Source organism: Streptomyces sp. NPDC048637 (genome assembly GCF_040650675.1).
Taxonomy (GTDB): Bacteria; Actinomycetota; Actinomycetes; order Streptomycetales; family Streptomycetaceae; genus Streptomyces.
Map to the genome: position 1 here is coordinate 20,260 of NZ_JBEZHQ010000025.1, position 21,560 is coordinate 41,819.

Here is a 21,560-nt window from a genome sequence, read left to right on the forward strand (position 1 = left end):
CGCCGGGTAGTGTCGGATGCGTGCCGAAGCCGCTCAGCCTTGCTTTCGATCCCATCGCCCGCGCCGATGAACTGTGGCAGCAGCGATGGGGCGCCGTGCCCTCGATGGCCGCGATCACCTCGATCATGCGCGCCCATCAGATCCTGCTGTCCGAGGTGGACGCGGTGGTCAAGCCGTACGAGCTGACCTTCGCGCGCTATGAGGCGCTGGTGCTGCTGACCTTCTCCAAGGCCGGCGAGCTGCCGATGTCGAAGATCGGCGAGCGGCTGATGGTGCACCCCACCTCGGTGACCAACACCGTCGACCGGCTGGTGAAGTCCGGCCTCGTCGCCAAGCGGCCGAATCCGAACGACGGGCGGGGCACGCTCGCCACCATCACGGAAAAGGGCCGCGAGGTGTGTGACGCGGCCACCCGCGACCTGATGGCGATGGACTTCGGGCTCGGGGCCTACGACTCCGAGGAGTGCGCGGAGATCTTTGCGCTGCTGCGGCCGCTGCGGGTGGCGGCGGACGACTTCCAGGACGAATAGGGCCCGCGTGCACAGGGGGGCGGCGAAGATCGCCCCGGAACGGCTGGTTACGCTCGGGGCATGAAGCGAAGCGTCCTGACCCGTTACCGGGCGATGGCCTACGTCACCGCCGTGATGCTGCTGGTGCTCTGCACCTGCATGGTGTTCAAGTACGGCTTCGGGATGGGCAAGGACCTCACCCTCGTCGTCTCCCAGATCCACGGCGTGCTCTACATCATCTACCTGGTCTTCGCCTTCGACCTGGGCTCCAAGGCCAAGTGGAAGTTCGGCAAGCTGCTGTGGGTGCTGATCTCGGGCACCATCCCCACCGCGGCGTTCTTCGTCGAGCGCCAGGTGGTGCGGGAGGTCGAGCCGCTGATCGCCGGTGACACCCCGGAGCCGGTGAAGGCCTGACCGCCGCCCCGGCCGGTCCCTGAAACCCTGCGGAACGCGCCTGTCCCTTCAAGGGACGGGCGCTTTTTGCGTCGCTCCGGCACCCTTACGGAAAGTGAGCACCGCAACGCATACGGCGACTCAGGGGCCCCTCCCGTCGACAAGTAGTAGGACGTCCTAGTAAATTCAAGGTATGGACGCTGACGCGATCGATGAGGGCCGCCGCCGCTGGCAGGCTCGGTACGACTCCGCCCGTAAGCGGGATGCGGACTTCACCACGCTTTCGGGTGATCCTGTCGAGCCGGCGTACGGACCCCGGCCCGGCGACTCGGTCGAGGGGTTCGAGCGGATCGGGTGGCCGGGCGAGTTCCCCTTCACACGGGGGCTGTATCCGACCGGCTACCGCGGGCGGACGTGGACGATCCGCCAGTTCGCGGGCTTCGGCAACGCCGAGCAGACCAACGAGCGCTACAAGATGATCCTCAAGGCGGGCGGCGGCGGCCTCTCCGTCGCCTTCGACATGCCGACCCTCATGGGCCGCGACTCCGACGACCCGCGGTCGCTGGGCGAGGTCGGGCACTGCGGTGTCGCCATCGACTCGGCCGCCGACATGGAGGTGCTGTTCCGGGACATTCCGCTGGGCGATGTCACGACCTCCATGACGATCAGCGGGCCCGCCGTACCGGTCTTCTGCATGTATCTGGTGGCCGCCGAGCGGCAGGGGATCGACCCGGGTGTCCTGAACGGCACGCTGCAGACGGACATCTTCAAGGAGTACATCGCGCAGAAGGAGTGGCTCTTCCAGCCGGAGCCGCATCTGCGCCTGATCGGCGACCTCATGGAGCACTGCGCCCGCGGCATCCCCGCGTACAAGCCGCTCTCGGTCTCCGGCTACCACATCCGCGAGGCGGGCGCGACGGCCGCGCAGGAGCTGGCGTACACCCTCGCCGACGGCTTCGGCTATGTGGAGCTGGGCCTCTCCCGCGGGCTGGACGTCGACACCTTCGCCCCCGGCCTGTCCTTCTTCTTCGACGCGCATCTGGACTTCTTCGAGGAGATCGCCAAGTTCCGCGCCGCACGCCGGATCTGGGCCCGCTGGATGCGCGATGTGTACGGCGCCACGAGCGAGAAGGCGCAGTGGCTGCGCTTCCACACCCAGACCGCCGGCGTCTCGCTGACCGCCCAGCAGCCGTACAACAACGTCGTCCGTACCGCCGTCGAGGCCCTGGCGGCCGTGCTCGGCGGCACCAACTCGCTGCACACCAACGCCCTGGACGAGACCCTGGCGCTGCCCAGTGAGCAGGCCGCGGAGATCGCGCTGCGCACCCAGCAGGTGCTGATGGAGGAGACCGGCGTCGCCAATGTCGCGGACCCGCTGGGGGGTTCGTGGTTCATCGAGTCGCTGACTGACCGGATCGAGGCGGACGCCGAGAAGATCTTCGACCAGATCAAGGAGCGCGGCAGGCGGGCGGTGCCGAACGGCGAGCACCCGATCGGCCCGATCACCTCCGGCATCCTGCGCGGCATCGAGGACGGCTGGTTCACCGGCGAGATCGCCGAATCCGCCTTCCAGTACCAGCAGGCGCTGGAGAAGGGCGACAAGAAGGTCGTCGGCGTCAACTGCCACCACGGCTCGGTCACCGGCGATCTGGAGATTCTGCGGGTCAGCCACGAGGTCGAGCGGGAGCAGGTACGGGCGCTCGGGGCGCGGAAGGCGGCGCGGGACGACGCCCGGGTGCAGGCCACGCTCAAGACGATGCTGGAGGCCGCACGGGGCGGCAGCAACATGATCGAGCCGATGCTGGAGGCCGTACGGGCCGAGGCGACCCTCGGCGAGATCTGCGGTGCCCTGCGCGACGAGTGGGGCGTCTACACCGAGCCCGCCGGGTTCTGACGCCCGGCCGGCCGAGGAGAGCCCCGGGGCGGGGCGGCGGGTGACCTACCTGCCGCCCCGCCCCTGTGCAAAGGACCTGGCGCCGCCCCGCCGTCCGCCGCCCCGGCCGCCCCGCCGTCCGCCGCCCCGGCCGCCCCGCCGTCCGCCGGCCGGGCGCCGCCCCGCCGTCCGCCGGCCGCGTCACGGCAGCGGCATCCGCAGCCGGAAGAGCGCCCCGCCCCCCGGTGCCTGCTCGGCGGTGAGGTCGGCGTTGTGGGCGCGGGCGATCTGGCGGGCCATCGCCAGGCCCAGACCGGAGCCGGGCAGGGCGCGGGCTGCCTTCGCGCGGTAGAAGCGGTCGAAGACATGGGGCAGATCGGCGGCCTCGATGCCGGGGCCGTGGTCGCGTACGGTCAGTTCCAATGCGCCCGGTACGCAGGCGAGTTCGGTCTCGACCGGGCCGCCCGGCGGGGAGAACTTCGCGGCGTTGTCGAGCAGGTTGGACAGCAGCCGGGCGAGGCGGGGCGGCACTCCGGGGAGCACGGTGCCCGCCGCGGCCGGGTCGACGGCGGCAGTGAAGGTGATCTCCGGCCAGTGCTCCTGGGCCGCGCCCACGGCATGCTCCAGGAGGGCGGCCGGGCGTACCTGCTCGACCAGCGGCTGGGGTTCCTCGTCACGGGCGAGTTCGATCAGATCGTTGACGAGCGTGGTGACCTCGCGCAGCTGGCGGCCCAGGGCGGCCGAGGCACGGTCGCGCTGGGCGTCGGTCAAACGGTCGGCGCGGGCCAGGAGTTCGGCGTTGGTGCGCAGCGCGGTCAGCGGGGTGCGCAGCTCGTGGGAGGCGTCGGCGACCAGCCGGCGCTGGGCGGTGACGGACTGCTCCAGTTCGCCGAGCATGGTGTTGAAGCTGGTGGCGAGCCGGGTGATCTCGTCCTCCCGGGCGGTCGGGCCCGCGGGGAGTTCGATGCGGTGGCGGGCGTCGCGGGTGGCGGCGATGCGCTCCGCGGTGGCGGTGAGCCGGGCGACCGGGGCCAGGCCCGTACGGGACACCCAGTAGCCCAGTGCGGCGGCCAGCAGGACGCCGGCGCCGCCGACCGCGGACAGCGCCCAGGCGGCCTGCTGTACGCCCCGGTCGACGGTGTCGGAGCGCTGGGCCACCTGCACCGCCTCGTCCTTGCCCCCCAGGCGCGTGGTGAGCATCCGGACCGGCTGGCCGGCCACCGTCAGCTTGCTGTAGAACGCCGCGCGCCGGCCGTCGGCGACCTGCCGGGTGGCGTCGGAGACGGGCAGCACATACCGCTCGCGCGGGTCCTTGTCGGGGTTGGACGGCACGATCTGGATACAGGGCGAGGCCGGGTACCGGCAGATGGTGTCACTGGGCGTCGGGCCCCAGTCGTGGCGCTCCCGGATGGCCTGCGTGGCCGTCTGGGTCAGGTTCAGCCCCAGCTGACGGGTCATCTGGTAGTCGATGATGGAGAACGCGGCCGCACAGACGCCGACCGCCACCAGTGCCACCGCCGAGGAGGCGGCCAGCGCCAGCCGGGCGCGCAGCGGGCGCCTGCGCCGCCAGCGGGCCCCCAGGCCGCGGGTGCCGGTCATGTGCCCTCCGGGTGGCCCAGGCGGTAGCCGATCCCGTGCACGGTGTGGACGAGCCGGGCCTCGCCGCCCGCCTCCAGCTTGCGGCGCAGATAACCGATGTACACGGCCAGGGAGTTGGAGTCCGGGCCGAAGTCGCGGCCCCAGACGCGCTCCAGGATCACCTCGCGCGGCAGCACCTGCCCCGGGTGCAGCAGCAACAGCTCCAGCAGCGCCCATTCGGTGCGGCTGAACTCCAGGGGACGGCCCGCCCGGTGGCCGGTGCGGGTCACGGGGTCGACGACCAGATCGCCGAAGGAGAGCTGGGTCTCCTCCACGGCCATGGCCGACGCCCGCCGCAGCAGGGCGCGGACCCGGGCGACCAGTTCGTCCAGGGCGAAGGGTTTGACGAGATAGTCGTCCGCGCCGGCGTCCAGCCCGTCGACCCGTTCGCTGACCGAGTCCAGCGCGGTCAGGACGAGGATCGGGGTGCGGTCGTCCAGTGCGCGCAGCCGGCGGCAGACGGCCAGACCGTCCAGGACGGGCATCAGCACGTCCAGGACGAGGGCGTCCGGCTGCCAGGCGGCGACCTCCGAGAGGGCGGCCAGGCCGTCGGCGGCGCCGCGCACCGCATAGCCCTCCACGGCGAGGCCGTCCTCGACGGCGGCGCGCACCTCCGGTTCGTCGTCGACGACGAGGATCTTGGGGGCTGGGGTGTTCCCGGGGGTGGGCGGCATGGACATAGGCTGCCAAACACCTCTCTTAGAAGCTTCTTAGGGCACATCGCGAGCGTGGCGGCCATGCGCACACCACTCTCTGTCGTGATCGGTGCGGGCGGCACCGGCGGCCATATCTATCCCGGTCTCGCTCTCGCCGACGCGCTCCGCCGGGCCGTGCCCGATGCGGTGATCTCCTTCGTCGGGACCGAACGCGGACTGGAGACGCGGCTGATCCCGCAGGCCGGATACCGGCTGCACACCGTTGACATGATCCCCTTCGATCCCGCACTCGGCGCCCGACGGTATCTGCTGCCGGCCGCGCTGCTGCGCTCGGGCGGCCAGTGCCGGGCGATCCTCAAGGAACAGAACGCCCAGGTCGCGGTCGGTATGGGCGGCTATCCGAGCGCCCCGGTGATCGTCGGGGCACGGCTGGCCGGGCTGCCGAGCCTGATCCATGAGTCCAACGCGGTGCCCGGCCGGGCCAACAAGTTCGCGGCCCGGCTCACCCCGCACCTCGCCCTCGCCTTCGACCGCAGCCGGGAGCATCTGGCGGGCGGTGAGCGGGCCGAGACGGTGGGGATGCCGCTGGTCGGCCCGCTCGCCGAGCTGGACCGCGCGCAGCTGCGCCCCGCCGCCCGCCGGGCGTTCGGTGTTCCGGACGACGCCCGGCTGCTGTTGTTCAACGGCGGAAGCCTCGGGGCGGCCCGGCTGACCGAGGCGGCGGTCGGACTGGCCGGCCGCTATCGGACGCGCAGCGACCTGCGGCTGCTGATCAAGACCGGGCCCGCGGCCCTGGAGGAGACCCGGGCCCAGCTGGCGGCCAACGGCGGGGCGGCGGTCGCCGAGGCCGTGCCGTACCTGGACCGGATGGATCTGGCCTATGCCGCAGCCGATCTCGTGGTGTGCCGGGCCGGTTCGGCGACCGTGGCGGAGCTGGCCACGATCGGGATGCCGGCCGTCCTCGTCCCGTATCCGTATGCGCCGGGCGATCACCAGACCCATAACGCGCGGGTGCTCTCGGACGCCGGGGCGGCGCTGCTGCTGCCCGATCCGGAGACCTCGGCCGAGCGGCTGGACGCGCTGGTCACCCCGCTTCTCGACGACCCCGGACGGCTCGCCGCGATGGGCGCGGCCGCCGACCCCGGCACCCATGCGCGCGCCGCCGACCTGCTGGCCGCCAAGACGCTGGCACTGGCCGGCTCCCGTACCCCCACCACCTCACGATGAAGGAGTCAGCATGAGCAGCAGCACACAGCAGTGGACGGGCCGCAAGGTCCTGGTGACCGGGGCCGAAGGGTTCATCGGCGCGACCCTGGTCGACATGCTGGTGGAAGCCGGCGCTGAGGTACGCGCGTTCGTCCATTACAAGCCGTACGCCGAAAAGGGAAATCTGGCGCGCTATCTCGTGCCGGGCGGACCGGTCGAGATGATCGCGGGTGATGTCCGGGACGCGGGCCGGGTGATGGACGCGGTCGCGGGCTGCGACACCGTCTTCCATCTGGCCGCGCTGATCGGCATTCCGTACAGCTATGACTCACCGGGCGCGTATGTGCAGACCAATGTGGTGGGTACGGAGAATGTCGCGGAGGCCTGCCGGCGCCATGCGGTGCGCCGGCTGGTGCACACGTCCACCAGTGAGGTCTACGGGACGGCGCTGACCGCGCCGATCGGCGAGGACCACCCGCTGCAGCCGCAGTCGCCGTACTCCGCCTCGAAGATCGGCGCGGACATGATGGCGCTGTCGCACCGGCACGCCTTCGGACTGCCGGTGACCGTGGTGCGGCCGTTCAACACCTACGGGCCGCGGCAGTCCGCGCGGGCCGTGATACCCACGATCCTGGCCCAACTCCACGCCGGGGTCCGGCAGATCAAGCTCGGCTCGCTCACCCCGACCCGCGACTTCACCTATGTCACGGACACCGCGGCCGGGTTCCTGGCGATGGCCGACTGCGACCGGGCGCTGGGCGAGGTCGTCAATCTCGGTACCGGCCGGGAGATCGCCATCGGTGCGCTCGCCGAGGCGCTGATCGCGGCGTCGGGCCGGGAGGCCGAGGTGGTGGTGGACGCCGAGCGGCTGCGGCCGGCCGGCAGCGAGGTCGAGCGGCTGCTGTCGGACAACTCCCGGGCGCGGGAGTGGGCTTCGTGGCGGCCGGAGGTCTCGCTGGAGCAGGGCCTGAAGTGGACGTCGGAGTGGGTGGCGGAGCACCTGCACCTCTTCGCGGTGGACCGCTACCAGGTCTGACCGGTACCGGGTCCGGGGCCGGGTGTCCGCTGCCGCACCGCGGCGCGGCGCCCGGCCTCAGTGCTGGTCCGAGGGGCCGGGGCCGGACGGGCTCTGGCCCTGGTCGCCCAGGCCGCCCAGCCCAGTGAGGAAGAGCGCCGTGAAGTCGCGCCCCCACGCGGCGTCCACGGGCTCGCCGCTGACCAGGGTGCGGTGCACGATCGCACCGGCGATCACATCGAAGATCAGGTCCATGTTGCGGGCGGCCGCCCGCTCGCCGTCCTCGCCGGGGGTGTCCGGGGGCAGCTCGCCGCGGTCCTGGGCGCGCGAACGGCCGAGCAGGACCAGCCGCTTCTGGCGGTCGACGATCGCCGAGCGGATCCGCTCGCGCAGCGCTTCGTCGGTGGTGGACTCGGCGACCACGGCCATCAGCGCCGTCTTGGTCTCCGGCCGGGCCAGCAGCGCGCCGAACTGCAGCACCACGCCCTCGATATCGGACCGCAGACAGCCCCGGTCGGGGAGTTCGAGCTCGTCGAAAAGGACCGCCACGGCGTCCACGACGAGCTCGTTCTTGTTGGCCCAGCGGCGGTAGAGCGTCGTTTTGGCCACGCCGGCGCGGGCCGCCACATCGCTCATGGTCAGCCGCCCCCAGCCCAGGTCGACGAGCGCCGCACGGGTCGCGCAGAGGATCGCCTGGTCGGTCTCGGCGCTACGGGGGCGGCCCGTGCGGCCCTTCCGGGGGCTGGCGGAGTGGTGCATGCGGGCGACCATACCGGCCGGTACGAGGACGGACGGCGCCTCCCGTGAGGGAGATCACTTGGCGTGCGGCCGGAACTGGTGGTTGCGCGGGGGCGGCGGCGAGTTACGCTACGGGTCGTAGCGTAAGAGCGATAACCACTGGCCATGGGTGGGGACCCATGGCCGCGCACGACGGTCCTTCTCGGGGCCGGACAGCGGTCCTCCTCGGGGCCGGGCGGGCAGCGGTCCCGGACGTACACCGGCATTCCGGCGGGGTGTGCGGACGGGGTGCCGGTGCCCGGCGAAAGGCCCGGCCTCGCCGCCGGAACCGCCTTCCGCACCACCGACCGCACCACCCGCCGCAGTACCGATCAGATCGCCGACCGCACCGCTTTCCGGATCGCTTTTCGGAACGGGCCGCCCAGGGGGGAGGATGGACCCATGCAGCCACGCAATATGTCCATGAGTGGAGTCGTCGACCTCGCAGCGGTGAAGGCGGCCGGGGAAGCGAAGCAGAAGGCGGAGCAGGCGCGTGCCGAGGCCGCCCGTACGGGCCGGGCGCCCACGAGCGGTGCCCGCTTGGTGTTCGACGTCGACGAGGCGGGGTTCCAGCAGGACGTCCTGCAGCGCTCCACCGAGGTTCCGGTCGTCATCGACTTCTGGGCCGAGTGGTGCGAGCCGTGCAAGCAGCTCGGGCCGCTGCTGGAGCGTCTCGCGGGGGAGTACGCCGGCAAGTTCGTCCTTGCCAAGATCGACGTCGATGCCAACCAGATGCTGTTCCAGCAGTTCGGGGTGCAGGGCATCCCGGCGGTCTTCGCGGTGGTGGCGGGCCAGCCGATCCCGCTCTTCCAGGGTGCGGCCCCCGAGTCGCAGATCCGCGACGTGCTCGACCAGCTGGTACAGGCCGCCGAGCAGCAGTTCGGCATCGTGGGGGCGCCGGTCGACCCGCAAGTCGCGGACGAGCAGGCGGAGCCGGCCGAGGCCCCGGTGCCGGCCGGTCCCTATGACGCCCTGCTGGAGGCCGCGAACCAGGCGCTGGACTCCGGCGACCTGGGTGGTGCCGTCCAGGCCTACAAGAACGTGCTCTCCGACGACCCGGGCAACCCGGAGGCCAAGCTCGGTCTGGCGCAGGCCGAACTTCTGGCCCGGGTGCAGGACCTGGATCCGCAGGCGGTGCGCAAGGAGGCCGCGGAGAACCCGGCCGATGTGCCGGCGCAGATCCGTGCCGCGGACCTCGATCTGGTCGGCGGGCATGTCGAGGACGCCTTCGGGCGGCTGGTCGACGCGGTGAAGCGGACCGCGGGGGACGACCGCGAGGCCGCGCGGGTGCGGCTGCTGGAGCTGTTCGAGGTCATCGGCGCGGACGATCCGCGGGTGACGGCGGCCCGTACGGCGCTGGCCCGGGTGCTGTTCTGACCCGCTGTCTTGTGACTCGCCCGCTTCTGACCAGTACGGCCTCCGTGAGTTGACCAAACAAACGGAGCAGCGGCCACGTTTTACCAAAACTTGGTAAACGTGGCCGCTGTTACTTCAAGTAAGTCCCAGCGACCCGCTTGCGGCAGTGTGTCCGCAATTGCCTCATGTCCCCTCGCTGTTAACGGCGACGGTGTGTGTCCAGTTGATCTCGTCGTGTCGCGGCGTGTTTATCGGGCCGTTACCCGCAAGTAACGAGCCCCTTGTGCGGCGGCCGTGAATGGACCACGATCGGCCAGGCTCGGTCCATTCCCGCAGCCCGGCATCCGGTCGGTGCCGCGGGGTACTTGGGTCCCCACCGAGTGGTCGGCGGCAGTGGCGCCGGCCGTGGACAGGGGGGTCTCTGCCCCACCCGGCAGGGCCTGTCCAGGAGGTTGCGCGAGAGCGTGGCCAGTGGTTGTCGCTCGGGGGTGATCGCCGGTGTTCGGAACACGATGTGCCTCCGAGAACAGGCGCTCTCCTTCCCGAGGACGTAGCACTTCTCCCATCCCAGGTACGGCTCCCAACTCGGGCGGCCGGTACCGGAGATGTACGTCCGAGAAGGAGGAAAGTCATGGAGTCCCTGGCTCGTGGCGGGACCAGATGGAAGCGGTTCGCCGTCGTCATGGTGCCCAGCGTCGCGGCGACCGCCGCGATCGGCGTCGCCCTTTCGCAGGGTGCGCTCGCGGCATCGTTCAGTGTGTCCGGTCAGCAGTTCAAGGTCGCTACTGACCGTCTGGACGGCACCGGCTTTGTTCAGTACGGAGCCATTGACGCCCAGAAGGGCGGCAAGCAGGTCCCGGTGGCGGTCTCGGGGTTCTCGAACGCCAAGATCAAGAACCTGTGCCAGTCGGTAGTTGTTCCGGTCCCGGTCTTCGGCGATGTGTCGATGAAGCTGTCGGCCGGTGGCGGTGCCACGCCTGTCGAGGCGAAGAACCTCTACATCGACCTCGATCAGCTGGACGCGGACGCGACCTTCAACAACATCGACATCGGTGTTGCGGCAGGCTCGACGACCAAGGGTCCGGGCATGCACAAGGGCGACAAGGCCGACCCCGGCTCGTTCGCCCAGCAGGCCGACTCGGCCACGCTGACCCACGTCAAGCAGACTGCCTGGGCCACGACGGCCGGCACGTTCAAGCTCAGCGGCCTCAAGATGAGCGTCGCCAAGGGCAAGAGCGAGTGCTTCTGACGCACTGAGCGTGCGGGCGCGGGGCGAGCTGTGCGGCAGTTGCCGTTCCCCGTGCCCGTACGCGGGTAGCGCTCAGGAGGACACCCAGCACAGAACCACCGATTTGCCAGTCCCGAGGAGCTGTACGACATGAGCGCCGAAACGCGACCACGGCTGATCGAGACCATCGGCCGGAAGCGGATTTCGTTCCGGGAGTGGCGCGGACACCGCCCGTTCTGGGGCGGATTGCTGACTCTGCTGGCCGGCATCCCGATCATGTACATCCCTTACGCGAATCTCACGATCGGTTCCCTGACCGTCCGCATGGCGACCACCGCCGGCGCCGGCTCGCTGATCATCGGCGTACTGCTGGTCGTGCTCGGTCTGACCATGTGGTTCCAGCCCGCCTCGCGTGTCTTCGCGGGTGTGGCGGCGATTCTGCTCTCCCTGGTCTCCCTGGTCGTCTCGAACTTCGGCGCCTTCCTGATCGGCTTCCTTCTGGGGCTGATCGGCGGTGCGCTCGGTGTCTCCTGGGCGCCGGGCAGGACCTCTCAGGGCGGGAACGACGCCGAGGAGCCGGCCCGTCACACGGTCGCCGGACCGGTGGTCGCCACGCACCCGGCGCCTGCCGCCGGTCCCGGGTTGGGCAATGGACTGGACGACCTGTCAGGAACGAGCCCGACCAACGGAACGAACGGGAGGCACCGTGCCGGGTGATGAGCTGCACGAGGAGAACGCAGCTACCGGGGCGAGAACCGGGCCGAGGCATGCGGCGCCGAAGAAGCCGCTGCTGACTCGGTTTCACGTGCCCGCGGGCAAGGCGATAGCCATCGCCGCCATGCCGTCCGCCGTGCTCATGGGGATGGGGCTGACGCCCCAGATGGCGATAGCCAAGCCGGCACCCAAGAGCCCCTTCAAGGACGGCCCGTGCGTCACTGCTCCGGACAAGGTGGAGCAGAAGGACGACACGTCCAAGGACGGCGCGAAGGACACCAAGGACGACGCCAAGCCGTCCGACGAGCCCTCCGCCTCGCCCTCCCCCTCGGCCGGCAAGGACACGGACAAGACGCCCGAGCCCGAGCCGTCTGGCTCCGCGAAGACCGACGAGCCCTCGGGCTCCGCGACCCCGTCGCCGTCGCCCTCCGAGGAGAAGAAGGACGACGGAGGTCTGCTGGGCGGCATCGGTGATGCGCTCGGCGGTCTCCTGGGCGGGGACGACAAGGAGGACGACAAGTCCGAGGAGCCCTCCGCCTCGCCGAGCCCCACCGCGTCCGAGCCGGCCTCCCCGAGCCCCTCGCCGTCCGTGTCGAAGGACGCCGGGTCGGCCACGGACAAGGTCACCAAGCCGGTCACGGACACGGCCGACCGGCTCAAGGACGGTGCCGACAAGGCCGGTGACACCGCCAAGAACGGGTCGAAGACCGTCAACGACACGGTCCACGGCGCCGTGGGCGCGGCGGACAACGCCCTGCCCGGCGGTGGCCTCGACGGCAAGGACGCCGACGGCAAGAAGGCGTACCCCTGCGTCGTCGAGAACAAGCAGAAGGGCAAGGACGAGCAGGCGCCCGTCACCCTGCCCGACGACCCCTGGCACCTGGAGTCCAGCGCGCTCACCCTGCGCGGTCTGAACTACGAGGGCGTCGTCAACGTCACCACCCAGAACGGCCACAGCAAGCAGGTCCTGAAGTTCACCGCCGACAGCGTCGACATCGGTGATCTGCATCAGACCGTCGATGACCGGGCGTCCGGCAAGAAGTACCACGTACAGGCGTCCCAGGGGTCCACGTCCACGATCCGCGGCGGCAAGGTGACGATGTACACCGAGCGGCTCCAGGGCAACCTCTTCGGGTTGATCCCGATCGTCTTCGACCCCGAGCACCCGCCGCCGCTCAATGTCCCGTTCGCCTACTTCACCAAGGTGAAGATCGAACAGGCGGGTCAGTTCGGCGGCAATCTCCACGTCCCGGGTCTGCACCAGTTCATGACCGGCTGAGGAACGCCCCGGGCCACCGACCCGTTCGGGAGCCGCAGAAAAGGCGGTGGGCCACCCCCTCCTACAGGGGCGGCCCACCGCCTTTTCGTGCGCCGGTGCGTCAGACCTGCTCGCCGCCGAGGTGGTGCACCCGGACCATGTTGGTGGTGCCGGGGACGCCGGGGGGCGAACCTGCGGTGATGAGCATGGTGTCGCCCTTGCTGTAGCGCTGCAGCTTGAGCAGTTCGGCGTCCACCAGGTCGACCATCGCGTCGGTGTTGTCGACGTGCGGCACGACGAAGGCGTCGACACCCCAGCTCAGCGTGAGCTGGTTGCGGGTGGACGCCTCGGTGGTGAAGGCCAGGATCGGCTGGGCCGCGCGGTAGCGGGAGAGCCGGCGGGCGGTGTCACCGGACTTGGTGAAGGCGATCAGCGCCTTGCCGTCCAGGAAGTCCGCCATCTCGCACGCCGCACGGGCCACCGAACCGCCCTGCGTACGCGGCTTCTTGCCGGGCACCAGCGGCTGCAGGCCCTTGGAGAGCAGCTCCTCCTCGGCCGCCTCGACGATCTTCGACATCGTCTTGACGGTCTCGATCGGGTAGGCGCCGACGGACGACTCGGCGGAGAGCATGACCGCGTCGGCGCCGTCGAGGATGGCGTTGGCGACGTCGGACGCCTCGGCGCGGGTCGGGCGGGAGTTGGTGATCATCGACTCCATCATCTGGGTCGCGACGATCACCGGCTTGGCGTTCCTGCGGCACAGCTCCACCAGGCGCTTCTGCACCATCGGGACCTTCTCCAGCGGGTACTCCACCGCCAGGTCACCACGGGCGACCATGACGGCGTCGAAGGCCATCACGACCTCCTGCATGTTGGCGACCGCCTGCGGCTTCTCGACCTTGGCGATGACCGGGACCCGGCGGCCCACCTCGTCCATGACGCGGTGCACGTCCTGGACGTCCTTGGCGTCCCGCACGAAGGACAGCGCGACCATGTCGCAGCCCATCCGCAGGGCGAACTTGAGGTCCTCGATGTCCTTCCCGGACAGCGCGGGGACGTTCACCGCGGCGCCGGGCAGGTTGATGCCCTTGTGGTCGGAGATGACCCCGCCCTCGATGACGATGGTCCGCACCCGCGGACCGTCGACCTCGGTGACCTGGAGCGCGACATTGCCGTCGTTGATCAGGACCGGGTCGCCCTTGGACACATCGCCGGGCAGGCCCTTGTAGGTCGTCCCGCAGATGGTCCGGTCGCCGGGGACGTCCTCGGTGGTGATGATGAACTCATCGCCCCGCACCAGCTCCACGGGGCCGTCGGCGAAGGTCTCCAGGCGGATCTTGGGGCCCTGGAGGTCGGCCAGCACACCGACGGCGCGGCCGGTCTCCTCGGAGGCCTTGCGGAGGCGGTGGTACCGCTCCTCGTGCTCCGGCTGGGTCCCATGGCTCATATTGAAACGGGCCACGTTCATACCGGCCTCGATCAGCGTCTTCAGCTGGTCGTAGGAGTCGACGGCGGGGCCCAGGGTGCAGACGATTTTGGAACGGCGCATGGCGGAATCCTATCGGTTTGTTTCAGAGCGGAATATTCCGGTAGGTGGAAACACCAATGTCTAGGCGTTGACCAGGGCGTATGTCTGCTGGGCGATCTCCAGTTCCTCGTCGGTCGGCACGACGGCCACCGCGACCCGGGTGTACTCGGGCGAGATCAGCCGGGGCTCGCCGGACCGGACGGCGTTGAGGTCGGCGTCCACGGCCAGGCCCATCTCCTCCAGGCCGGCGACCGCGGCCGCGCGCACCGGGGCGGCGTTCTCCCCGACGCCCGCGGTGAACGCCACCGCGTCGACCCGGCCGAGCACCGCGGTGTAGGCCCCGATGTACTTCTTCAGCCGGTGGATGTAGATGTCGAAGGCGAGCCGGGCGCGCTCATCACCCTCGTCGATCCGGCGCCGGATCTCCCGCATGTCGTTGTCGCCGCACAGCCCGACCAGACCGCTCTTCTTGTTGAGCAGCACATCGACGTCGTCCTCCGACATCCCCGCGACCCGCTTGAGGTGGAAGGTCACCGCCGGGTCGATATCACCGGAGCGGGTGCCCATGACCAGGCCCTCCAGCGGGGTGAGCCCCATCGAGGTGTCCACACAGCGACCGCCGGCCACCGCCGAGGCGGAGGCGCCGTTGCCCAGGTGGAGCACGATGACATTGACCTCGGAGGGGTCCTTGCCCAGCAGCTCGGCGGTCTTGCGGGAGACATACGCGTGCGAGGTGCCGTGGAAGCCGTAGCGGCGGATGCGGTGGGCGTCGGCGGTCTCCACGTCGATGGCGTAGCGGGCCGCGTACTCCGGCATCGTGGTGTGGAAGGCGGTGTCGAAGACCGCGACCTGCGGCAGGTCCGGGCGCAGCGTCTGAGCGGTCCGGATGCCGGTGATGTTCGCCGGGTTGTGCAGCGGCGCGACCGGCACCAGCCGCTCGATCTCCTGGAGCACCGCGTCGTCGATCACGGTCGGTGCGGTGAACTTCAGTCCGCCGTGCACCACCCGGTGCCCGATCGCGGCCAGCTGCGGGGAATCGAGGCCGAGCCCGTCGGCGGACAGCTCCGCGGCGACGGCCTTCAGCGCGGCCTCGTGGTCGGCTATCGGGCCTTCGGTCTCGCGCTTGTCGCCCCCGGTGGCCAGCGGGGTGTGGGCCAGGCGCGAGGTTTCCTCGCCGATCCGCTCGACCAGGCCGACGGCGAGACGTGTGCCGTCAGTCATGTCGAGCAGCTGGTACTTCACCGAGGAGGAGCCGGAGTTGAGGACGAGAACGCGGGTGGCTTTGGCAGTCATGTAGCGCTTTCCGATGGGGTGGGGGAGGCGGGTGGGGGCCTGGTCAGGCGGTGTGTGCGGCGCCGGGCTGGGCGCCCTGGGCCTGGACGGCGGTGATCGCCACGGTGTTGACGATGTCCTGGACCAGGGCGCCGCGCGAGAGGTCGTTGACCGGCTTGCGCAGCCCCTGCAGGACCGGGCCGACGGCGACCGCACCGGCCGAGCGCTGCACGGCCTTGTAGGTGTTGTTGCCGGTGTTCAGGTCCGGGAAGATCAGCACAGTGGCCTTGCCCGCGACATCGGATTCGGGCAGCTTGGTCTGCGCGACCGCCGCGTCCACCGCCGCGTCGTACTGGATCGGGCCCTCGACCAGCAGATCGGGGCGCAGCGCACGGACGATCTCGGTGGCCTTGCGGACCTTGTCGACGTCCGCACCGGAGCCGGAGGTACCGGTCGAGTACGACAGCATCGCGATCCGCGGCTCGACGCCGAACTGGGCGGCGGTGGTGGCCGACTGGATGGCGATGTCCGCCAGCTGCTCGGCGTTCGGGTCCGGGTTGACCGCGCAGTCCCCGTAGACCAGCACCCGGTCCGCCAGGCACATGAAGAACACCGAGGACACGATCTGGGCGCCCGGCTTTGTCTTGATGACCTCGAAGGCGGGGCGGATGGTGGCGGCGGTGGAGTGCACCGCACCGGAGACCATGCCGTCGGCCAGGCCTTCTTGGACCATCAGCGTGCCGAAGTAGGAGACGTCCGCGACCACGTCGAAGGCCAGCTCGACGCTGACGCCCTTGTGGGCCCGCAGCGCGGCGTAGCGCTCGGCGAACCGCTCGCGCAGCTCGGAGGTCTGCGGGTCGATGATCTGGGCGCCCGCCAGGTCGATGGCCAGGTCGGCGGCGCGCTTGCGGATCGCCTCCTCCTCGCCCAGCAGCGTCAGATCGCAGACATCGCGGCGCAGCAGCACATCGGCGGCGCGCAGCACCCGCTCCTCGCTCCCCTCGGGGAGGACGACGCGGCGGCGGCCGGCGCGGGAGCGCTCGATCAGCTCGTGCTCGAACATCATCGGCGTGACCCGGCCGGAGCGGGCGACGGAGATGCGGTTCGTCAGCTCGACGGTGTCCACATGCCGCTCGAAGAGGCCGAGCGCGGTCTCCGCCTTGCGCGGTGAGGCGGCGTTCAGCTTGCCCTCGATCGCGAACAGCTCGGCCGCGGTCGGGAAGGAGCCGCCGGGTACGGAGACCACCGGGGTGCCGGGGGCGAGCCGGCCGGCCAGCGCCATGATGTCGGCGCCGGGCTTCTCGTCGAGGGTGAGCAGCACTCCCGCGATCGGCGGGGCGCCGGCGCTGTGCGCGGCGAGCGAGCCGATGACCAGGTCCGCCCGGTCCCCGGGGGTCACCACGAGACAGCCGGGCGTGAGCGCCTTGAGGAAGGTCGGCAGCATCGCGCCGCCGAAGACGAAGTTCCGGGCGTCCCTGGCGAGCCCCGAGTCGTCGCCGAGCAGCACCTCGGCGCCGAGGGTGTGCACGATCTGGCCGACGGTCGGCGCGGACAGCGAGCCGTCCTCGGGGAGGGCGTAGCAGGGCACCGGGAGCCGGGCGGACAGCCGGTCGACGATGGCCTCGCGGTGCTCGGGGGCGACCCGGTTCACGACCATGGCCACGACGTCGCAGCCCAGCGAGTGGTAGGCGCGGTAGGCGTTGCGGGCCTCGGCGCGGACGGACTCGGCCTCCTGGCCCTGGCCGCCGACGACGGTCAGCACCGCGGCGCCGAATTCATTGGCGAGCCGGGCGTTGAGGGCCAGCTCGTCCGGGAGGCTGGTGGCCGCGAAGTCCGAGCCGAGGACCAGGACGTACTCATAGTCCCTGGCCACGGCGTGAAAGCGCGCGACGAGCCGGGAGACCAGCTCGTCGGTGCCGCGCTCCGCCTGGAGGACGGCGGCCTCGTCGTAACTGAGGCCGTATACGGAGTCGGCGGACTGGGTGAGCCGGTAACGGGCCCGCAGCAGGTCGAAGAGCCGGTCGGGCCCGTCGCTGTGCATCAGCGGGCGGAACACCCCCACCCGGTCGACATGGCGGGTCAGGAGTTCCATGACTCCCAGCTCGACGACCTGGCGGCCGTCGCCGCGGTCGATCCCGGTCACGTACACGCTGCGCGTCACGCGTGCTCTCCGATCCATTCCGTGGGCCGCAAGGACAAAATCAGCCGTTATCGTGGGCTTGCCCCTCTTGACAATACCTGCGGCGGTGGATAAGCCGCTCTCCCAGTTTCCCTTGCGGAGCCGGTACGGGGACAGTAGGGGTGAGGTCTGTGTGCGGGGAGGGCCGGCCGGCCCGTGAAACAATCGGACCGGCTCACACGAACCAACAGCGAGCACAGGAGACACAGCACGATGCGTATCGGAGTCCTCACCGCAGGCGGCGACTGTCCCGGCCTCAACGCTGTGATCCGGTCTGTTGTCCACCGTGCCCTCACCGGGCACGACGACGAGGTCATAGGCTTCGAGGACGGCTTCAAGGGGCTGCTCGAAGGGCGCTTCCGCAAGCTCGACCTCGACGCGGTCAGCGGCATCCTCGCCCGCGGTGGCACCATCCTCGGCTCGTCCCGGCTGGAGCGCAACCGGCTCCGCGAGGCCTGTGAGAAGTCCAAGGACCTCTCCAAGGACTACGGCATCGATGTCCTGATCCCGATCGGCGGCGAGGGCACCCTCACCGCCGCGCGGATGCTGGCGGACGCCGGGATGCCGGTCGTCGGCGTCCCCAAGACCATCGACAACGACATCTCCTCCACCGACCGCACCTTCGGTTTCGACACCGCCGTCGGCGTCGCGACGGAGGCGATCGACCGCCTCAAGACCACCGCGGAGTCGCACCAGCGGGTCATGGTCGTCGAGGTGATGGGACGGCACGCGGGCTGGATTGCGCTGGAGTCCGGGATGGCCGGCGGCGCCCACGGCATCTGTCTGCCCGAGCGCCCCTTCGACGTCGACGACCTGGTCACGATGGTCGAGGAGCGGTTCGCCCGGGGCAAGAAGTTCGCGGTCGTCTGTGTCGCGGAGGGCGCGCACCCCGCCGAGGAGACCATGGACTACAAGAAGGGCGCGATCGACCAGTTCGGTCACGAGCGGTTCTCCGGCATCGGCAACCACCTCGCCATCGAGCTGGAGAAGCGCCTCGGCAAGGAGGCCCGCCCGGTCATTCTCGGTCATGTGCAGCGTGGCGGTACCCCCACCGCGTACGACCGGGTGCTCGCCACCCGCTTCGGCTGGCACGCCGTCGAGGCCGCCCACCGCGGCGACTTCGGCAGGATGACCGCGCTGCGCGGCACCGACATCACGATGGTGCCGCTGGCCGAGGCGGTCACCGAGCTCAAGACGGTGCCCGACTGGCGGATGGACGAGGCCGAGTCGGTCTTCTGAGCCCCGCGTACGTCCCCCAAAGCACCAACGGCGGCGCGCCTCCCCTCGGTTGAGGGCAGGCGCGCCGCCGTTCGCCTGCGCGGTCACTGGGCGCCGATGGCCTCCAGCATGTTCAGCCGGGCCGCCCGGCGGGCCGGCCACAGCGCGGCCAGCACCCCCACGACCAGCGCGATCAGCAGGAACAGTCCGAGCCGGCCCCAGGGCAGCAGCAGTTCGTAGGTCGGGAGACCCTGGCTGAACAGATTGCCGCAGGCCCAGGCGAGGAAGGTCCCCACGCCCATGCCCAGAATCGCGCCGAACAGCGAGATGACCACCGACTCCAGCCGGACCATCTGCTTGATGCCGCTGCGGTCCAGCCCGATCGCCCGCAGCATCCCGATCTCGCGGGTCCGCTCGAAGACCGACATGGCGAGGGTGTTGACGACGCCCACCACCGCGATGATGACGGCCATACCCAGCAGTCCGTAGACCATGTAGAGCACGGTATCGATCTGCCCGGCGTTCTCCTTGCGGAGGTCGGCGTGGTCCTGGACCTTCAGCAGCGGGCTGTCGCCGAGGGCGTGCCGGATCTGCTTCTCCAGCCCTTCCGTCGGGCCGTCAGCGGCCTTCACCAGCAGTTTTTCGTTCTTCTTCTCGACCAGGTGCGGGTCCATCAGGGACGTGGCACCGAACGCCTCGCCGACCGCCTCGTTGTCCGCGTAGATCCCGACGATCTTCAGCTTCGCCTTCTTCTTGTCCCCGAAGGTCGCGTCGAGCGTTTCGCCGGTCTGCCAGCCGTGCTCGGTGGCCGCCGTCTGGGAGACCGCGATGCCGTTGCCGCCGGTTGCCGCCAACGAGCCGCTCTTGAAGTCCAGTTGGGCGACCTCGCCGATCGCCGCGAGGTCGGTGCCGACCAGGCTCAGGTAGGAATCACCGGCCTCGACGCCCCCGCTGCGCAGCGGGGCCATCGCCGTGACGCCCGGGATGTCCGCCACCTTCTGCGACAGCTTGGCGTCCAGACCGATGTACGTCGACGTCGAGATCTTGTAGTCGGCCTTCAGGCCGTTGGCCGTCATCTTGTCCATGGCCTGCTGTGCCGAGTTCCCGACGACCGTCATCCCGGTGATCATGGTGAGGCCGATCATCAGCGCGGAGGCGGTCGCCGCCGTACGGCGCGGGTTGCGCAGCGCGTTCTCCTTGGCCAGCTTGCCGCCGATGCCGAAGAGCCGGATGGTGAGCACGCCGGCCAGCGAGACCAGCGGCCGCGACAGCAGCGGCGCGAGGATGACGACACCGGTCAGCGTCAGCATCGAGCCCGCCATCGCGATCACCAAGTCGTCGGCCGACTTCAGCGTGGTGACGTAGAACATGATCGCGACGCCGAGGCCGGTGACGACCGCGCCCAGGGAATTGCGGATCACCAGGCTGCGCAGCACCGGCGGTGCCTCGACGGTGCTGAGCGCCTCCACCGGGGCGATCTTCGCGGCCTTGCGGGACGGCAGCCAGGCGGCGAGGACGGTCACCACGACACCCACCGCGAGCGAGGAGAGCACCGCGGTCGGGCTGATGATGACCGGCCCGTCAGGGAAGCCCGCGCCATTGGCGTCGAGCACCGCCCGCAGGCCCACCGCGATCCCGGCGCCCAGCCCGAACCCGACGACCGACGAGACCAGGCCCAGCAGGCATGCCTCGGCGAGTACCGAGCGGACCACCTGCCGGCGGGAGGCACCGACCGCGCGCATCAGTGCGATCTCCCGGCTGCGCTGGGAGATCAGCATGGTGAAGGTGTTGGCGATGATGAAGATGCCGACGAACAGCGCGATACCGGCGAAGACCAGCAGGGTCTGGCTCAGGGACTTGTTCTGCTCGGCGATCCTCCGGGACTGCTCGGCGGCGAGTTCGGCACCGCTGGTGGCCTCGGCACGCTTCTCGGGCAGGATCTCGCGGACCTTGGCGGTCAGGGCCTGCTGATCGGTGCCGGGCGCGGCGCTCACCACCAGCTCGTCGAACTGACCGGCCTGCAGATAGAGCTTCTGTGCGGTGGCGGTGTCGAAGAGCGTGAGGCTGCCGCCGGCGGTCACCTGCGGGTCCTCGGTGGTGACGATGCCGACCAGCTTCTTCGTCAGCACCGGGCCGTCGGTGGCGAACCGCACGGAGTCGCCGACCTGGTGGCCGGCCGCCTTCGCGGTGGCCTCGTCCAGCGCGATCTCGTTGCCGGCGGCCGGTCCGCGGCCCGCCATCAGCGGGTAGCGGGCGTCGTAGCCGTCCTTGTCCGGCTGGAAGTTGGTGGCGAGGTTCTGCCAGCCGTTGCCGATCGGTATGCCGTCCGGGCCGGCGAGGGTGGCCGTGCCGGTGACATCGCGCCGCACCGACTGCACGCCGGGCAGGGCGCGGACGGCGTCCACCAGCTTGTCGTCGAGGGCGGTGGTGCGCTTGCCGCCCTTGTCCGTCCCCGGGGGGATCTGGTCGTCGGAGACGGCCTGGACGGAGACGTCCACCCCCTTGAGGTTCTTGGTGGAGGCCTTCTTGACGGCCTCGCCGACGGTGTCGCTGAAGATGAGGGTGCCGGCGACGAAGGCGACGCCGAGCAGCACCGCGAGCGCGGTCATCATCAATCGGGCTTTGTGCGCAAGAACATTGCGCAGGGCAGTACGCAGCATGGTGGTGGTGTCAGTCCTGGGTCCGGTGGCTCGGGATGAAGGGCAGCGCCCCGGCGAGGGCGGTAGGGCGGAGCGCCGGT

17 protein-coding genes are annotated in these 21,560 nt (G+C 70.4%); 10 read left to right on the top strand and 7 right to left on the bottom strand.

Features of this window, described 5'->3' with window-relative positions; translation table 11 throughout:
• The first annotated feature begins 20 nt into the window (after positions 1 to 20).
• The 3 genes from AB0C46_RS26945 to AB0C46_RS26955 all read left to right on the top strand — a co-directional run bounded on the left by AB0C46_RS26945 (position 21) and on the right by AB0C46_RS26955 (position 2,796).
• Positions 21 to 530 (top strand): MarR family transcriptional regulator, encoded by a 510-nt coding sequence (locus AB0C46_RS26945; RefSeq protein ID WP_362830875.1) that lies wholly within the window; start codon positions 21 to 23, stop codon positions 528 to 530.
• Between the two features lie 60 nt (positions 531 to 590).
• A complete protein-coding gene (locus AB0C46_RS26950) occupies positions 591 to 923 on the top strand; it encodes a DUF3817 domain-containing protein (RefSeq protein ID WP_362830876.1) in 333 nt (110 codons plus the stop codon).
• Between the two features lie 172 nt (positions 924 to 1,095).
• Positions 1,096 to 2,796 (top strand): methylmalonyl-CoA mutase family protein, encoded by a 1,701-nt coding sequence (locus AB0C46_RS26955; RefSeq protein ID WP_362830878.1) that lies wholly within the window; start codon positions 1,096 to 1,098, stop codon positions 2,794 to 2,796.
• A gap of 180 nt (positions 2,797 to 2,976) precedes the next feature.
• Here the strand turns inward: AB0C46_RS26955 and AB0C46_RS26960 are convergent, their stop codons facing one another.
• Both AB0C46_RS26960 and AB0C46_RS26965 read right to left on the bottom strand, forming a co-directional pair.
• The gene (locus AB0C46_RS26960) at positions 2,977 to 4,374 is read right to left on the bottom strand and encodes a HAMP domain-containing sensor histidine kinase (protein ID WP_362830880.1); all 1,398 of its coding nucleotides are present in this window, start codon (positions 4,372 to 4,374) and stop codon (positions 2,977 to 2,979) included.
• Positions 4,371 to 5,093, bottom strand: a complete 723-nt coding sequence (locus tag AB0C46_RS26965; RefSeq protein WP_362830881.1) for a response regulator transcription factor — start codon at positions 5,091 to 5,093, stop codon at positions 4,371 to 4,373. The genes AB0C46_RS26960 and AB0C46_RS26965 overlap by 4 nt, the downstream gene beginning before the upstream one ends.
• Before the next feature lie 57 nt (positions 5,094 to 5,150).
• On the opposite strand from AB0C46_RS26965, the gene AB0C46_RS26970 reads away from it, so the two are divergent.
• Positions 5,151 to 6,296, top strand: coding sequence for a UDP-N-acetylglucosamine--N-acetylmuramyl-(pentapeptide) pyrophosphoryl-undecaprenol N-acetylglucosamine transferase (locus AB0C46_RS26970; protein WP_362830884.1), 1,146 nt, complete (start codon positions 5,151 to 5,153; stop codon positions 6,294 to 6,296).
• 10 nt (positions 6,297 to 6,306) lie between these two features.
• Positions 6,307 to 7,311: a GDP-mannose 4,6-dehydratase gene (locus tag AB0C46_RS26975; RefSeq protein WP_362830885.1), complete on the top strand. Its 1,005-nt coding sequence runs from the start codon at positions 6,307 to 6,309 to the stop codon at positions 7,309 to 7,311.
• A 57-nt stretch (positions 7,312 to 7,368) separates the two neighbouring features.
• Here the strand turns inward: AB0C46_RS26975 and AB0C46_RS26980 are convergent, their stop codons facing one another.
• Positions 7,369 to 8,049, bottom strand: coding sequence for a TetR/AcrR family transcriptional regulator (locus AB0C46_RS26980; protein ID WP_362830886.1), 681 nt, complete (start codon positions 8,047 to 8,049; stop codon positions 7,369 to 7,371).
• Between the two features lie 420 nt (positions 8,050 to 8,469).
• On the opposite strand from AB0C46_RS26980, the gene AB0C46_RS26985 reads away from it, so the two are divergent.
• The 4 genes from AB0C46_RS26985 to AB0C46_RS27000 all read left to right on the top strand — a co-directional run bounded on the left by AB0C46_RS26985 (position 8,470) and on the right by AB0C46_RS27000 (position 12,644).
• Positions 8,470 to 9,444: a tetratricopeptide repeat protein gene (locus tag AB0C46_RS26985; RefSeq protein WP_362830888.1), complete on the top strand. Its 975-nt coding sequence runs from the start codon at positions 8,470 to 8,472 to the stop codon at positions 9,442 to 9,444.
• A 610-nt stretch (positions 9,445 to 10,054) separates the two neighbouring features.
• Positions 10,055 to 10,672 (top strand): DUF6230 family protein, encoded by a 618-nt coding sequence (locus AB0C46_RS26990; protein ID WP_127153071.1) that lies wholly within the window; start codon positions 10,055 to 10,057, stop codon positions 10,670 to 10,672.
• Between the two features lie 129 nt (positions 10,673 to 10,801).
• Positions 10,802 to 11,368 (top strand): DUF6114 domain-containing protein, encoded by a 567-nt coding sequence (locus tag AB0C46_RS26995; protein WP_362830889.1) that lies wholly within the window; start codon positions 10,802 to 10,804, stop codon positions 11,366 to 11,368.
• Entirely contained in the window at positions 11,358 to 12,644 is a 1,287-nt protein-coding gene (locus AB0C46_RS27000; protein WP_362830890.1) for a hypothetical protein, read from the top strand. Before AB0C46_RS26995 ends, AB0C46_RS27000 begins: the two co-directional genes overlap by 11 nt.
• Positions 12,645 to 12,744: 100 nt before the next feature.
• On the opposite strand, the gene pyk is transcribed toward AB0C46_RS27000, so the two are convergent.
• Genes pyk through pta form a run of 3 tightly spaced genes read right to left on the bottom strand, consistent with a single transcriptional unit; the run spans position 12,745 to position 17,584 of the window.
• Entirely contained in the window at positions 12,745 to 14,172 is a 1,428-nt protein-coding gene (pyk, locus tag AB0C46_RS27005; RefSeq protein ID WP_362830891.1) for a pyruvate kinase, read from the bottom strand.
• 60 nt (positions 14,173 to 14,232) lie between these two features.
• Positions 14,233 to 15,444: an acetate kinase gene (locus AB0C46_RS27010; protein ID WP_362830892.1), complete on the bottom strand. Its 1,212-nt coding sequence runs from the start codon at positions 15,442 to 15,444 to the stop codon at positions 14,233 to 14,235.
• 43 nt (positions 15,445 to 15,487) lie between these two features.
• Entirely contained in the window at positions 15,488 to 17,584 is a 2,097-nt protein-coding gene (gene pta / locus AB0C46_RS27015) for a phosphate acetyltransferase (RefSeq protein WP_362830894.1), read from the bottom strand.
• Between the two features lie 231 nt (positions 17,585 to 17,815).
• Here pta and AB0C46_RS27020 point away from each other — a divergent pair, with 231 nt between their 5' ends.
• Positions 17,816 to 18,841 carry an ATP-dependent 6-phosphofructokinase gene (locus tag AB0C46_RS27020; RefSeq protein WP_208680930.1) on the top strand — a complete coding sequence of 342 codons (1,026 nt, stop codon included), beginning with the start codon at positions 17,816 to 17,818 and terminating at the stop codon, positions 18,839 to 18,841.
• Between the two features lie 83 nt (positions 18,842 to 18,924).
• Here the strand turns inward: AB0C46_RS27020 and AB0C46_RS27025 are convergent, their stop codons facing one another.
• Positions 18,925 to 21,480 (bottom strand): ABC transporter permease, encoded by a 2,556-nt coding sequence (locus AB0C46_RS27025; RefSeq protein ID WP_362830895.1) that lies wholly within the window; start codon positions 21,478 to 21,480, stop codon positions 18,925 to 18,927.
• Positions 21,481 to 21,560 lie beyond the last annotated feature (80 nt).